12 protein-coding genes are annotated in these 13,586 nt (G+C 71.9%); 7 read left to right on the forward strand and 5 right to left on the reverse strand.

The genetic code is table 11. The features are described 5' to 3' along the window. Positions 1–262 precede the first annotated feature (262 nt). The gene (locus AB0D12_RS00190; RefSeq protein WP_362675299.1) at positions 263–991 is read right to left on the reverse strand and encodes a VIT1/CCC1 transporter family protein; all 729 of its coding nucleotides are present in this window, start codon (positions 989–991) and stop codon (positions 263–265) included. Between the two features lie 317 nt (positions 992–1,308). Here AB0D12_RS00190 and AB0D12_RS00195 point away from each other — a divergent pair, with 317 nt between their 5' ends. From AB0D12_RS00195 to AB0D12_RS00225, 7 genes are read left to right on the forward strand one after another with little or no spacing between them, the layout of a single operon-like run. Next, a complete protein-coding gene (locus AB0D12_RS00195; protein WP_362675301.1) occupies positions 1,309–2,346 on the forward strand; it encodes an ADP-ribosylglycohydrolase family protein in 1,038 nt (345 codons plus the stop codon). Further along, a complete protein-coding gene (locus AB0D12_RS00200; RefSeq protein ID WP_362675303.1) occupies positions 2,343–3,713 on the forward strand; it encodes an ADP-ribosylglycohydrolase family protein in 1,371 nt (456 codons plus the stop codon). Before AB0D12_RS00195 ends, AB0D12_RS00200 begins: the two co-directional genes overlap by 4 nt. Further along, a complete protein-coding gene (locus AB0D12_RS00205; protein WP_362675305.1) occupies positions 3,673–4,842 on the forward strand; it encodes an ADP-ribosylglycohydrolase family protein in 1,170 nt (389 codons plus the stop codon). The genes AB0D12_RS00200 and AB0D12_RS00205 overlap by 41 nt, the downstream gene beginning before the upstream one ends. Then, complete coding sequence (locus AB0D12_RS00210) at positions 4,839–6,431, forward strand: ADP-ribosylglycohydrolase family protein (protein WP_362675307.1); 1,593 nt, start codon at positions 4,839–4,841, stop codon at positions 6,429–6,431. The genes AB0D12_RS00205 and AB0D12_RS00210 overlap by 4 nt, the downstream gene beginning before the upstream one ends. Then, positions 6,428–7,312 (forward strand): ribokinase, encoded by an 885-nt coding sequence (gene rbsK, locus AB0D12_RS00215; protein ID WP_362675309.1) that lies wholly within the window; start codon positions 6,428–6,430, stop codon positions 7,310–7,312. The genes AB0D12_RS00210 and rbsK overlap by 4 nt, the downstream gene beginning before the upstream one ends. Continuing rightward, positions 7,309–8,499: a CoA transferase gene (locus AB0D12_RS00220; RefSeq protein ID WP_362675311.1), complete on the forward strand. Its 1,191-nt coding sequence runs from the start codon at positions 7,309–7,311 to the stop codon at positions 8,497–8,499. The genes rbsK and AB0D12_RS00220 overlap by 4 nt, the downstream gene beginning before the upstream one ends. Further along, the gene (locus AB0D12_RS00225) at positions 8,496–9,296 is read left to right on the forward strand and encodes an aldolase/citrate lyase family protein (RefSeq protein WP_362675313.1); all 801 of its coding nucleotides are present in this window, start codon (positions 8,496–8,498) and stop codon (positions 9,294–9,296) included. Before AB0D12_RS00220 ends, AB0D12_RS00225 begins: the two co-directional genes overlap by 4 nt. A gap of 119 nt (positions 9,297–9,415) precedes the next feature. Here the strand turns inward: AB0D12_RS00225 and lgt are convergent, their stop codons facing one another. The 4 genes from lgt to trpB form a co-directional block, all read right to left on the reverse strand. Continuing rightward, positions 9,416–10,405: a prolipoprotein diacylglyceryl transferase gene (lgt, locus tag AB0D12_RS00230; protein ID WP_362675314.1), complete on the reverse strand. Its 990-nt coding sequence runs from the start codon at positions 10,403–10,405 to the stop codon at positions 9,416–9,418. A 98-nt stretch (positions 10,406–10,503) separates the two neighbouring features. Then, complete coding sequence (locus AB0D12_RS00235; protein WP_362675316.1) at positions 10,504–11,340, reverse strand: thioredoxin domain-containing protein; 837 nt, start codon at positions 11,338–11,340, stop codon at positions 10,504–10,506. A 63-nt stretch (positions 11,341–11,403) separates the two neighbouring features. Then, positions 11,404–12,219 carry a tryptophan synthase subunit alpha gene (gene trpA, locus AB0D12_RS00240; RefSeq protein ID WP_362675318.1) on the reverse strand — a complete coding sequence of 272 codons (816 nt, stop codon included), beginning with the start codon at positions 12,217–12,219 and terminating at the stop codon, positions 11,404–11,406. Further along, positions 12,216–13,514 (reverse strand): tryptophan synthase subunit beta, encoded by a 1,299-nt coding sequence (trpB, locus tag AB0D12_RS00245; protein ID WP_362675320.1) that lies wholly within the window; start codon positions 13,512–13,514, stop codon positions 12,216–12,218. Before trpB ends, trpA begins: the two co-directional genes overlap by 4 nt. Positions 13,515–13,586 lie beyond the last annotated feature (72 nt).

Here is a 13,586-nt window from a genome sequence, read left to right on the forward strand (position 1 = left end):
TCGATGTCCGCAAGCCCGTCGCAGAGCAGGCCTCATTGCCCGCAGTGTCTACGGCTCATGCCCGGTGGTTAAGGACTCGAAACCGTCGAGTAAACGGCTACTTATGTGGCGTCTCGCATAGTGTCTCACTCCTCGCCGGATCCGCAGAGAGGACGTACGTCACAACTTGCGGGACCGGCGCGCATTGCGACAGCGCACCGGCCCCTGGCGAGGGGCCGGTGCGCAGGTGTCGGAGGAGGGGCGGGGTGACTGCCGGAAGGTGTCAGACCGCGGCGCCGAACAGCGCTCCGAGCCCGTAGGTGAGGGCCGCCGCCGCGCCACCGAGGACCAGCTGGCGCAGCCCGCTGTACCACCAGCTGCGCGCCGTCACGCGGGCGACGAGCGCACCGCAGGCGAAGAGTCCGACGAGCGCCAGCAGCACCGCCGGCCACAGAGCGGTTGCGCCGAGCAGATACGGCAGTACGGGCAGCAGCGCGCCCAGCGCGAACGAACCGAAGGACGAGATCGCGGCGACGGTCGGCGACGGCAGGTCGTCCGGGTCGATGCCGAGCTCCTCGCGGGCATGGATCTCCAGCGCCTGCTCGGGGTCCCTGGAGAGCTGCATCGCCACCTCGCGGGCGAGCGCGGGCTCCACGCCGCGCGCGACGTACAGCGCCGCCAGCTCCTCCATCTCGTCGACGGGGTGCTTGCGCAACTCCCGCCGCTCGACGTCCAGTTCGGCCTGTACGAGCTCGCGCTGGGAGGCGACGGAGGTGTACTCGCCGGCCGCCATGGAGAAGGCGCCCGCCGCGAGGCCGGCCAGGCCGGTGATAACGATGGTCTGCTGGGAGACCGAGCCGCCCGCGACACCGGTCATCAGCGCCAGGTTGGAGACCAGTCCGTCCATCGCGCCGAAGACCGCGGGGCGCAGCCAGCCGCCGTTCACATCACGGTGCGTGTGATTGTCGCGGTGCGCTTCGTGGAGCGTCGCTTCGGTTTCGATGATGGACACAGTTCTCCCCTTTTCCTGCAGCGGGCCCGGTGGTCCCGCTCCCCCTTCACCCTTGAAAATACGCACGATGTAAGGGGTCCGCCAGCAAGGCAGGCCGTACTTACCTGGCCGCCGGGCGGGAGACGGTCCGGCGCCGGAGCCGGAGGGCGGTCCGGGTTCCAGAGCCGGAGGGCGGTCCGGCGCCGGAGCCGGAGGGCGGTCCGGGTTCCGGAGCCGGAGGGCGGTCCGGGTGACAGACACGTTTCTCAGACTCCTCGCGCGTCACATGTGGCACAGATGGAGGAACAGGCTCGGTGCGCGCGAAAGGGGCCCGCCCCATGGAGTTGATTGCATGCAATCCCGCTGATCCGACCGGCCCCTCCTCCGCCGACATCCGCGAGCGGGCCTGCGGCGCAATGCTCGGTCTCGCGGTGGGCGACGCGCTCGGCGCTCCCGCCGAGAACATGCGGCCGTCCGAGATCCGCCGCCGGTGGGGCCGTATCGAGGGCTTTGTGAGCGAGCATCCGGCGGGCACGGACGACACGGAGTACGCCATCTTCTCCGGCCTCCTCCTCGCCCGGCACGGCTCGGCCCTGACCGTGGCCCATGTGGAGAAGGCGTGGCACCAATGGATCGCGGACCTCGACGAAGGCCCGTTCCGGGGCGCGGGGTTCAGCGAACGCGGCACGCTCGAGAATCTGCGGCGCGGGCTCGCCGCCCCCATCTCGGCGCAGCACCGGCACGCCTGGAGCGATGGCCTGGCGATGCGCGCGGCGCCGTTCGGCGTCTTCGCGGCGGGCCACCCGGCGGAGGCGGCGCGGCTGGTCGCGATCGACGGCAGCGTCAGCCACGACGGCGAGGGCATCTACGGCGGCCAGGCGGTGGCGGCAGGCGTGGCCGCGGCGATGGCGGGAGCGGGGCCGGCCGGGGTGATCGGCGCGGCCCTGTCCGTGGTCCCCATGGACTCCTGGACGGCCCGCTCGCTGCGCCGCGCGGTCGTCGCGGCCCAGCACACCTACGCGGATGCGCTCTCCAAGGAACGGGCGGTCCGCTCGGCGGTCGTCATCGGCGGCTACCCGTGGACGGACCTGGCCCCGGAGGCGGTGGGCCTGGCGTTCGGCGCGTTCGCGGCGGCCCGCGGAGACTTCCGTACGTCGGTCCTGACGGCGGTCAACATGGGCCGCGACGCGGACACGACGGCGGCGGTGGCGGGCGCGCTGGCGGGAGCGGTGTCGGGCGCCACGGCGATCCCCGCCGAATGGTCCTCGGTGATCGGCCCGGTCCGCGGGAGCTGCCTCCCGTCGATGAGCGGCTACCACGTGCTGGACATCGCGGAACTCCTGACCCCGGACGACGACCCGCAGGCGGCGTCATGACACCCGAGCACCAGGCGGCGGCCGGGCAACCCGCGACGAGCCGCCGGGAGCCCACACGGGCCAGGCCCGAAGCGCAGAGTCCCGGAGGCCCCGACAGCCCCCTGCTCTCGCGCGAAGCACCGAGCCCCGGAGGGCTGCGGGGCCTCCCGCCCGACAGGCGCCCGGGCTCACGCGAAGCCCCGAATCCAGCAGGACCGCACGACCCCGCGCCCCGCCCCATCGAAGGTCTCCTCCTCGGCCTCGCCGCCGGTGACGCCGCCGGGTGGCCCGCCGCCCGGCACCGCGCCGCCCGGATGCCCGAGTGGACCCGCCGTCTCACCCGTGAGCTCGACACCTTCGCCGAGCAGAACGCCACCACCACCCTCCCCGTCCCCATCGCCCTCAACCAGCCCCCCGAACCCCTCCTCCTCGGCCCTTCCGACGACGCCGAGTGGGCCGCCTTCGCCGCCGAGACCGTGCTCACCGCCGCCGGTGACCTCCTCACCGGCCTGCCCCCCGGCCGCCGTATTCGCGCCGCCGTCGACCTCGCCTGGAACTCCCTCGCCAGCGAGATCGCGGCAGCCGCCGAGCGCGCCCCAGAGGTCGAGTCCGCCGTACTCCAACTCCGCGCCCGGATCTCCGTACGCGCCGGACTCGGCAATCTCGCCACCGGCCTCCGCCCGCCCGCCACCGGCCACGACAACCCGCACTACTTCGACGACGCCGCCTGCGTACGCGCCGCCGTTCTCGCCGTCGTCCACCCCGGCGACCCGCTCGCCGCCGCCACGCTCGCCGAGTTCGACGCGCGCTACACCCAGGACGGCGACGGAGTGCACGGCGCACGCGCCATGGCCGCCGCCGTGGCCGCGGCGCTCGGCGGCGCGTCCGTCGACGACGCGGTCGACGCCGCCCTCGCCGAGCTCCCCGACGCCACCGAGATCGGCCGCAACGCCCAGCACGCCGTGAAACTCGCCCGCGACGCGAACGGCGCCTTCGAACTCGTACCGCTCCTCGAGCACCAGATCGTCGACCACGTCTACAGCTACGGCATCGCCGCCGCCGAAACCGTCCCGGTCGCCCTCGCCCTCGCCACCGCCGCCCGCGGCCGGGTCGCCGAGGCCGTGCCCGCGGCCGCCTGCCTCTCCCGCGTCGCCGACTCCGCCCCCGCCCTCGCCGGCGCGCTGACCGGCGCGCTCGGCGGCGGCGATTCCGTCCCCGCCACCTGGCGCGACGCCTGCCGCACCCTCGCGGGCTGCGCGCTCCCCCGGCTCGCCGGCACGGATCTGGTCGAACTCGCCGGGCTGCTCGCACACACGGAACTGACCGCCCCGGGTGGACAATTCCGACATGACGACGACGACACTCGAGACGACGCTCGCACTCGATGACCGGATCGCCGGCAGCCTCATCGGAGCGGCTGTCGGTGACGCGCTCGGCGGCCCGGTCGAGGGCTACAGCCCGGAGCAGATCGTGGAACGGCACGGCGGCCGCGTCCACGGCATCGTCGGCCCGTGGAGCGGCGGGGCCTGGCGCACCGCCCGCCCCATCGCGCCGTACCACAAGGGCGACGGCCACATCACCGACGACACCCTCATGACGCACGCGCTGATCCGCGTGTACGCGACCGTACGCGACCATCTCGACGCGTACGCCGTCGCCGACCACCTGGTCCCCGACCTGATGTCGACCCCCCGCTGGATCCCGGAGCTCGAGGCGGAGGCGCTGCCCCTGCAACGCGTCTTCCTCGCCGAGAAGTGGATGGTGACCCGCCTCCACTACGGGCACAACGATCCGCGCGAGGCAGGCGCGGGCAACATCGTCAACTGCGGCGCGGCGATGTACATGGCGCCGGTGGGCCTGGTCAACGCGGCGCATCCCGAGGCCGCTTATGCCGAGGCCATCGACATCGCGGGCGCGCACCAGTCCTCGTACGGGCGAGAGGCGGCGGGCGTCTTCGCGGCGGCAGTCTCCGCTGCCTGCCTGCCCGACGCCACCCCCACCTCGGTCGTCGACACGGTGCTCCCACTGGCCAAGGACGGCACGGAGTCGGCGATCGAGGCGGTGGCCGAAGCCGCAGCCGGCTACTCGGACTTCGAATCGGCCCTCGTTCCTCTTCGTACGGCGGTCGCTCCCTTCGACACGGTCGGTCCGGACTACCGCACCCCGTCCCTGGCGGCCCGCCGGCCCTCTCGGCTGCACTCCATCGAGGAACTCCCCATCGCGCTCGGAATGCTGCTGGTGGGCGGGGGCGACTACCGCCGTACGGTCCTGGGCGCCGTCAACTACGGCCGCGACTGCGACTCGATCGCGACAATGGCCGGAGCGATCGCGGGGGCGCTCCACGGCGAGTCCGCGGTGCCGCGCGACTGGGCGAAGACGGTGGCCGAGGCGAGCCGCATCGACCTGCACGCGCCGGCGCGGGAACTGGCGGCGGTCACCCGCGAGGTCTTCACCCGCGACACGGAACGATACCGATCCCACGAGTCGGCGTTCGCGCGCCTGATGGAGGCACGATGACGAGCCTGCGCCTCACCTGGGTCCAGCCGGAGGACCTGCTGGGCCACGAACTGCGCCAGGCGGAGGAGGACGGCCGCGACGCGACGGAGATCCGTACCCGCTGGCAGACGGCGGGCGGCCCCGAAACCCCACCTCACGCGGGAGCCTCCCCGACCCCGGCCCCGCCGCATCTCCGTGCCTTGGCGGTCGAGCTCCTGGCCGAACTGGCCCGACTGTCTTCCCCGTTGAAGGACGCGGAACCAACGGACCTGCCCACGATCGCCACGGCCTGCCCCACCTGGCCGACACCGCCGGCCCCGCACGCAGCGGGAAGCCTTGCCGGCCCGGCGCCGACCGGCCCACCCCATGAGCCGGCGCAACCGCCCGACGGCCCGCCCCCACAGGACTCGTTCGAGGCACGGTGTGCGCTCGAACCCGAAGGCAGCCCACCCGCGCCCGGCTCGCGCGAAGCAGCATGGACGGGGTCCGGGGGCCCGCCTCCCACTCCGGGAACGGGCGGGTCGGGGGAAAGCCACCCCCACGCCAATGCCCACGCCCACCCCCACGCCCTGCAGGCCGCCTGGCTCGGCCGTGCCGTCGGGTGTCTTCTCGGCAAGCCCGTCGAGAAGCTCCCCCTCACCGCCATCCGCGACCTCGCCCGCGCCACCGGCAACTGGCCCCTCAACACCTGGTTCACCGCCAAAGGCCTCCCCGCCGAGCTCGCCGCCGCCCACCCCTGGAACCGCCGGTCCGCCGCCACCTCCCTCGCCGAGAACATCGACGGCATGCCCGAGGACGACGACCTCAACTACCCCCTCCTCAATCTGGTCCTCCTCCAGCGCCACGGAAGGAGCTTCACCACCGACCACGTCGCCCGGCTCTGGCTCGACGAGCTTCCGGCCGGCCGGACCTTCACCGCCGAACGCGTTGCCTACCGCAACCTCCTCTCCGGCATCGAGCCCCCGCTCACCGCCCGCCACCGCAACCCCTTCCGGGAGTGGATCGGCGCCGCCATCCGCGCCGATGTCCACGGCTGGACGCACCCCGGCGACCCCGCGGCCGCCGCCGCGCAGGCCCACCGCGATGCCGTGCTCACCCACACCGCCAACGGCGTCTACGGTGCGATGTTCATCGCAGCCACCATCGCCACCGCGGCCGGCGGCCGGAGCGACATCCACCAGTGCCTGCGGACCGGCCTGCGCGTCGTCCCCCCGCGCTCCCGCCTCGCCCAAGCCGTCCGCTTCGGTATCGACACCGCGCACAAGGAACCGAACTTCGACCAGGCAGTCGACCGGCTCCACGCCGCCTACGGCCACCACCACTGGGTCCATGTCATCCCCAACATCGCCCTTCTCGCCGCCGCTCTCACTCACGCCGACGGCGACTTCACCGGCTCCATCTGCCGAGCCGTGTCCGGGGGCTGGGACACCGACTCCACCGGCGCGACCGCAGGCTCCATCGCCGGGCTGCTCGCCGGCCACCCCGACGCCATCCCCCACCGCTGGACCGCACCGCTCAAGAACCGTCTCGCCACCTCCGTCGCCGGCTTCGACGGCATCGGCTTCGACACCCTCGCCCACCTCACCCACCAGGAGGCACTCCGCCCATGACCGGAATCGTGGTGCTCGGCAGCACCAACATGGACCTGGTCGCGTACGTCGCGCACGCGCCGAAACGCGGAGAGACCGTCACGGGACGTGAGTTCCGTACGATCCCCGGCGGCAAGGGCGCCAACCAGGCCGTAGCCGCCGCCCGCGCCGGCGGCGACGTCGCGATGATCGGCGCGGTCGGCTCGGACGACTTCGGTGTACGCCTGCGGCAGACGCTCGTCTCCTCCGGCGTCGACACCGACCTCCTGCGGACCGCCGACGTCCCCTCCGGCACCGCGCACATCGTCGTCGACGACGAAGGCGGCAACTCGATCGTCGTGATCCCCGGCGCGAACGGCACCGTCACCCACCTCGTCCCCGGCGACGAGGCCCTCATCGCCACCGCCGACGCGCTGCTGCTCCAGCTCGAACTCCCGCTGAGCGCCGTGCTCGACGGCGCCGAAGCCGCCCGCCGCCACGGTGTACGGACCGTCCTCACCCCCGCCCCCGCCCAGCCCCTCCCTCCCGCACTCCTCGGCGCCACCGATCTGCTGGTCCCCAACGAGCACGAGGCAGCCACCCTGGCCGGCATCGCCGACCCGCATGCCGCGGCCGAGGCGCTGCTGCGTCAGGTCCCCGAGGTCGTGATCACGCTCGGCGCGGCAGGCAGCCTTTACGCGCGGAGAGGGGCCGCGCCCCTCACCGTCCCGGCACCCCGGGTCACCGCCGTGGACACCACCGCGGCGGGCGACACCTTCGTCGGCACTCTCGCCGTCGCGCTCGTCGAGGGCCGCCCCGTACAGCAGGCCCTCAGCTGGGCCTCGGCCGCCGCAGCCCTGTGTGTCCAGCGCGCGGGCGCATCCACCTCCATGCCGTACCGCTCCGAGATCGACGCCTCATGACCCCCACTCCCCTGCACGGACTGCGCGTCCTCGACCTGGCCACTCTCTTCGCGGGCCCGCTCGCCGCCACGATGCTCGGCGACTTCGGCGCGGAGGTCATCAAGGTCGAGCACCCCACCCGGCCCGACCCCTCCCGCGGCCACGGCCCCACCAAGGACGGCGTCGGCCTCTGGTGGAAGCTGCTCGGCCGCAACAAACGCACCGTCACCCTCGATCTGTCCAGCCCCGGTGGCCGCGAGACCCTCCTCCTCCTCGCGAGCACCGCCGACGTGATCATCGAGAACTTCCGCCCCGGCACCCTGGAGAGGTGGCAGCTCGGCTGGGACGAACTGAGCGCGGCCAACCCCCGACTCGTCCTCACCCGCGTCACCGGCTTCGGGCAGTTCGGCCCGTACTCCCACCGCCCCGGCTTCGGCACCCTCGCCGAGGCAATGAGCGGCTTCGCCTCCATCACCGGCGAGCCCGAAGGTCCGCCGACCCTCCCTCCGTTCGGCCTCGCCGACTCGATCGCGGCGCTCGCCACCGCCTACGCCGTGATGACCGCGCTCACCGCCCGCACCGCGACGGGCCGCGGCCAGGTCGTCGACATGGCGATCATCGAGCCGATCCTGACCGTGCTGGGCCCGCAGCCCCTCTGGTACGACCAGCTCGGCTACATTCAGCAGCGCACCGGCAACCGCTCCCGCAACAACGCACCGCGCAACACCTACCGCACGGCCGACGGCTGCTGGCTGGCCGTCTCCACCTCGGCCCAGTCCATCGCCGAACGCGTCATGCATCTGGTCGGCCGCCCCGAGCTGATCGACGAGCCGTGGTTCGCCACCGGCAGCGGCCGCGCGGAGCACGCGGACGAACTCGACGATGCGGTGGGCAACTGGATCGCCCGCCGCACCCGCTCCGAAGCCATGTCCGCATTCGAGAAGGCCGAAGCTGCGATCGCTCCGATCTACGACATCCGCGATGTCATGGAAGATCCCCAGTACCGGGCGCTGGACACCATCACCGAAGTCCTCGACCCCGAGCTCGGCCCCCTCCGTATGCAGAACGTCCTCTTCCGCCTCTCCGACACCCCCGGCACCATCCGCTGGGCAGGCCGCCCGCACGGCGCCGACACGGACGCGGTGCTCACCGAACTCGGTCTGTCCCTGGCCGATATCACCGCTCTCCGCACCCAGGGCGCCGTATGACCATCCCCCTCACTTATCTGTACGCCCCCGGGGACCGACCCGAGGTCGTGCACAAAGCACTCGCCTCCGCCGCCGATGTCGTGATCGTCGATCTGGAGGACGCGGTGTCCCCGGGCCGCAAGAAGTACGCGCTGGCCGCCACCGTCGAACTCCTCGCGTCCCGCCATCCCCTCCCGGTCCATGTCCGTATCAACACCCCCCATGACATCAAGGCCCTCACCGGACTTCCGGGCCTCTGTGCGCTGCGTATCCCCAAGGTCGCACACGCCTCTGACATTCAGCGGATCGCGGCCCGGGCCCCGGGCGTCCCGCTCTACCCGCTCCTCGAATCCGCGCTCGCCGTGGAGCACGCGTACACGATCGCCACCGCCCACCCCGCCGTCCGCGGCATCGCCATCGGCGAGTCCGATCTCCGGGCCGATCTCGGTGTACGGGACGGCACCGGCCTCGACTGGCCACGCACCCGCATCGTGATCGCCGCCCGTGCCGCGCAACTCCCACCACCCGCCCAGTCCGTCTTCCCCGACATCCGCGACCTGGACGCCCTCTACGCCTCCTGCACCCACGGCCGCTCGCTCGGCTTCCTGGGCCGGGCGGCCATCCACCCCGACCAGCTCCCGGTCATCGAGCGGGCGTTCCGCCCCACGCCCGAGGAGATCGAGGCGGCGGAGGAGATCGTCAAAGCGGCCGCCACGGACGAGGGCGCGCTGGCCCTGCCGGACGGCCGCTTCGTCGACGCGGCGGTCGTGGCCGCGGCGCAGCGCACCCTCGCCCTCGCGCGACGCGAGGAACCCTGATTCCGTACGGCTCGGCGTACTCGTCGTCCGGCCTCCGGGCGCGTCGTGTTCATCCCCCGACAGGCAAAGGCCGCCGGAATCCTTTCGATTCCGGCGGCCCCTGCGTACGGCTCGTGCCGTCAGCCCTTCTTGGCCGACTCCGCGTCCGCGTCAGTCTTCTCGTCCCCGTCTGCGGGGTCCTGCGACGTCCCGTCCGACGTGCCTTCCGACGCGCCTTCCGACGTGCCTTCCGACCCGTCTGCCGCAGAGTCGTCGCCTCCGGCGTCCGCCGCGGGCTTCGCCACCTCCGACTTCGCCGTCTCCGGCTCCACGATCTCCTCGCGCCCCGGCCGCACCCGCGACGAGATCACGATGTAGGTCACCGCCAGCACAAAGACGACGATCGAGGTCCACACATTGAGGCGCAGCCCCAGTACGTGGTGCGCCTCGTCGACGCGCATGTACTCGATCCAGCCCCGGCCCACGCAGTACGACGCGACATACAGCGCGAACGCCCGGCCGTGTCCCAGCTTGAAGCGGCGGTCGGCCCAGATGACGAGCACCGCGACGCCGACGCACCACAGGGACTCGTACAGGAATGTGGGGTGGTAGAGGCCGGCCTCGCGGTTGGTGCCCTCGGTGATCTTGAGGGCCCACGGCAGATCCGTCGGCTTGCCGTACAGCTCCTGGTTGAACCAGTTGCCCCAGCGGCCGATCGCCTGCGCGAAGGCGACGGCGGGTGCCAGGGCGTCCGCCCAGGCCGGCAGCGGGATCCCGCGGCGGCGGCAGCCGATCCAGGCACCGACCGCGCCCAGCGCGATCGCGCCCCAGATACCGAGGCCGCCCTCCCAGATCTTGAAGGCGTCGACCCAGTTCTCACCCTCGCTGAAGTACAGCTGGTAATCGGTGATCACATGGTAGAGCCGGCCGCCGACGAGACCGAAGGGCACCGCCCAGACGGCGATGTCGGCCACGGTGCCGGCTTTGCCGCCCCGCGCGATCCAGCGCTTGTTGCCGTACCAGACGGCCACAAAGACACCGATGATGATGCAGAACGCGTAGCCGCGCAGCGGGAGCGGTCCGAGATGGAGCACTCCGGTCGACGGGCTGGGAATGTAGGCGATATCCATGGCAGGACCGACGCTACCCTGCCGGGTGGGACGTGCGGCAACCCACCCGGCAACGTCTGGGTAACGAGCCGCGGCTCGAGGCAGTCCGTCAGGCCGCGTCAGGAGGCAGGCGAAGTCGGGCTCGGCGTCGACCGCTTGGTGCCCGGCTTCTTGCCCTTGTTCGCCTCTTCGACCCACTTCTTCAGATTGGCTGTGGTGATCGGCTCGCCGCCCTTGTCCGGGAAGATCGACTCCCCGTTGAGCAGCACGGTCGGTGTACCGCGGAAGCCGCTGTTGCGGAAGGCGGTGTTCGACTTCGCCACCCAGGCGTCGTGCTTGCCGTCCTCGACGCAACTGCGGAATTCCGGGGTGTCGAGTCCCTCGACCTTCCCGGCGAGCTCGATCAGCCTGCTGTTCTTGCCGAAGGCGTCGTCCGTCTCCGCAGGCTGGTTCTGGTAGAGGACATCGTGGTACGGGGCGAACTTCCCGACGTCCTGTGCGCATGCCGCGGCATTCGCTGCGCGAAGCGAGCCGGTGCCGCCCATGTTCCCGTCGATGATGGTGGCGAGGTGGTACTCGATCTTGGCCTGACCCGTCTGCTCCAGCTCGTGGAGGGTGCCCCGGGCGACGCTCTCGAACTTCGCGCAGATCGGGCAGCGGAAGTCCTCCCACACCGTGAGCGTGGACGGGGCGTCGCTCGCGCCCACCGGGATCGCGAGCTGGTCCTTGCCCTGCACTCCCGCGGGCGCAAGGAGAGGACCGGCATCGGAGCCGCTGCCCTTCTTCCCGGAATTGGCGGCGACCACGCCGACCACGGCGGCGAGGCCCAGTACGCCCACCACCGCCGCCGCCACGATCAGGGTCCGCCGGCGCTTCTCCCGCGCCTTGTCCCGCTCACGTTCCTGCTGAAGCCGCTCGCGCGCGGTCTGCTTCTGTCCCTGGTTCTTCTCGCTCACATCCCGCAAACGAACCGGGGAGGCATGTGCATGCCTCCCCGGTCCCATTTCCACCCGTATGAGCTACTCGCCCCTGCGTACACCCTTGGCGAGGTCGCCCGCCAGCTCCCGTACCGCCTCAAGGCCCGCGGCACGGTCCGGTGCGTCGAGCATCCGCTTCACGAACGCCGAGCCGACGATCACGCCGTCCGCGAACGAGGCGACCTCCGCGGCCTGCTCGGCGTTGGACACCCCGAGGCCCACGCAGACCGGCAGTTCGGTGGTGGCCCGGGTACGCCGCACCAGGTCCTGAGCCTGCGCGCCCACGGACTCGCGGGTGCCCGTGACACCCATCAGCGAGGCCGCGTACACAAAGCCGGAACCGGCCTCAGTGATCTTCGCCAGCCGTGCGTCCTGGCTGCTCGGCGCGACGACGAAGACGGTGGCGAGGCCGTGCTTCTCGGCATGCTCGCGCCATCCGCCCGCCTCCTGGACCGGCAGGTCGGGCAGGATGCAGCCCGCGCCGCCCGCCTCGGCCAGCTCGGCGGTGAAGCGCTCGATGCCGTACCGGTCGATCGGATTCCAGTACGTCATGACGAGGACCGGCTTGCCGGTGGCCTCGTGCGTCTCCCGGACCGTACGCATCACATCGGCGATCTTGACGCCGCCGCGCAGCGCGATGTCGTCGGCCGTCTGGATGACGGGGCCGTCGAGGACGGGGTCACTGTGCGGCAGCCCGACCTCCACCACGTCCGCGCCGCCCTCGAAGGCGGCCTTGACGGCCTCGATCCCGCCGTCGACGGTCGGGAAGCCGGCCGGGAGGTACGCGATGAGCGCGGCCCGGTTCTCGTTCCTGGCCTGCGCCAGGGTGTCGCTCAACAGCTGGATGTTGCCGCTCACTTCGCGTCCCTCCTGATCTCGGCGTAGCCGTTCTCCGCGGAGGCGTCGGCGGCGACCTTCGCGTCCCCCTCGCCGTCGTACAGCCCGAAGTATCGGGCGGCGGTGTCCATGTCCTTGTCGCCGCGGCCGGACAGATTGATCACGATCAGTCCGTCCTTGCCCAGCTCCTTGCCGACCTCCAGAGCCCCGGCCAGCGCGTGCGCGGACTCGATCGCCGGGATGATGCCCTCGGTACGGGACAGCAGGCGCAGCGCCTGCATGGCCTCGTCGTCGGTCACCGCACGGTACTCGGCCCGGCCGCTGTCCTTGAGGTACGAGTGCTCGGGGCCGATGCCGGGGTAGTCGAGCCCTGCGGAGATCGAGTACGGCTCGGTGATCTGGCCCTCCTCGTCCTGCAGGACGTACGAGCGCGAGCCGTGCAGGATGCCGGGCTCGCCCGCGGTCAGGGTGGCCGCGTGCTCGCCGGTCTCGATGCCGTGGCCCGCGGGCTCGCAGCCCACGAGGCGTACATCCGCGTCCGGGATGAAGGCGTGGAACAGCCCGATCGCGTTGGATCCGCCGCCGACGCAGGCGACGGCCGCGTCCGGCAGCCGGCCGGCTCGCTCCAGGATCTGGCGACGGGCCTCGACGCCGATGACCCGGTGGAAGTCGCGGACCATCGCGGGGAAGGGGTGCGGTCCGGCGACCGTGCCGAAGAGATAGTGCGTACGGTCCACGTTGGCGACCCAGTCGCGGAACGCCTCGTTGATGGCGTCCTTCAGGGTCCGGCTGCCGGAGGCCACCGGGATGACCTCGGCTCCGAGCATCCGCATCCGGGCCACGTTCAGGGCCTGGCGCTGGGTGTCGATCTCGCCCATGTAGATCGTGCACTCGAGGCCGAAGAGGGCGCAGGCTGTCGCGGTCGCGACGCCGTGCTGTCCGGCGCCGGTCTCGGCGATGACCCGGGTCTTGCCCATCCGCTTGGTGAGCAGCGCCTGGCCGAGCACGTTGTTGATCTTGTGCGATCCGGTGTGGTTGAGGTCCTCCCGCTTGAGGAAGACCCGCGCACCGCCGGCGTGCTCGGCGAACCTGGGCACCTCGGTGAGCGCGCTCGGGCGGCCCGTGTAGTTGACCATCAGGTCGTTGAGCTCGGCGGCGAAGGCGGGGTCGGCCTTGGCCTTGTCGTACTCGACGGCTACCTCGTCGACCGCGGCGACGAGCGCCTCGGGGATGAACTTGCCGCCGAACGCGCCGAAGTAGCCCTCGGCGCTGGGAACCTGACCCTCCGGGTCCGGGATGAAGAAGTCGCTCGACATTGCGACGTGCTCCTTGTCGGGGCCGTATGCCCCAGAAGTCTGGCTGACATGGGTCACCGTATGCGCGTGCGC

The organism is Streptomyces sp. NPDC048479 (assembly GCF_040651435.1).
Taxonomy (GTDB): Bacteria; Actinomycetota; Actinomycetes; order Streptomycetales; family Streptomycetaceae; genus Streptomyces.

Coding starts and splice junctions, on each gene's coding strand:
- AB0D12_RS00195 (WP_362675301.1), top strand. CDS start 1,309: ATGGAGTTGATTGCATGCAATCCCGCTGATCCGACCGGCCCCTCCTCC.
- AB0D12_RS00200 (WP_362675303.1), top strand. CDS start 2,343: ATGACACCCGAGCACCAGGCGGCGGCCGGGCAACCCGCGACGAGCCGC.
- AB0D12_RS00205 (WP_362675305.1), top strand. CDS start 3,673: ATGACGACGACGACACTCGAGACGACGCTCGCACTCGATGACCGGATC.
- AB0D12_RS00210 (WP_362675307.1), top strand. CDS start 4,839: ATGACGAGCCTGCGCCTCACCTGGGTCCAGCCGGAGGACCTGCTGGGC.
- rbsK (WP_362675309.1), top strand. CDS start 6,428: ATGACCGGAATCGTGGTGCTCGGCAGCACCAACATGGACCTGGTCGCG.
- AB0D12_RS00220 (WP_362675311.1), top strand. CDS start 7,309: ATGACCCCCACTCCCCTGCACGGACTGCGCGTCCTCGACCTGGCCACT.
- AB0D12_RS00225 (WP_362675313.1), top strand. CDS start 8,496: ATGACCATCCCCCTCACTTATCTGTACGCCCCCGGGGACCGACCCGAG.
- lgt (WP_362675314.1), bottom strand. CDS start 10,405: ATGGATATCGCCTACATTCCCAGCCCGTCGACCGGAGTGCTCCATCTC.
- trpB (WP_362675320.1), bottom strand. CDS start 13,514: ATGTCGAGCGACTTCTTCATCCCGGACCCGGAGGGTCAGGTTCCCAGC.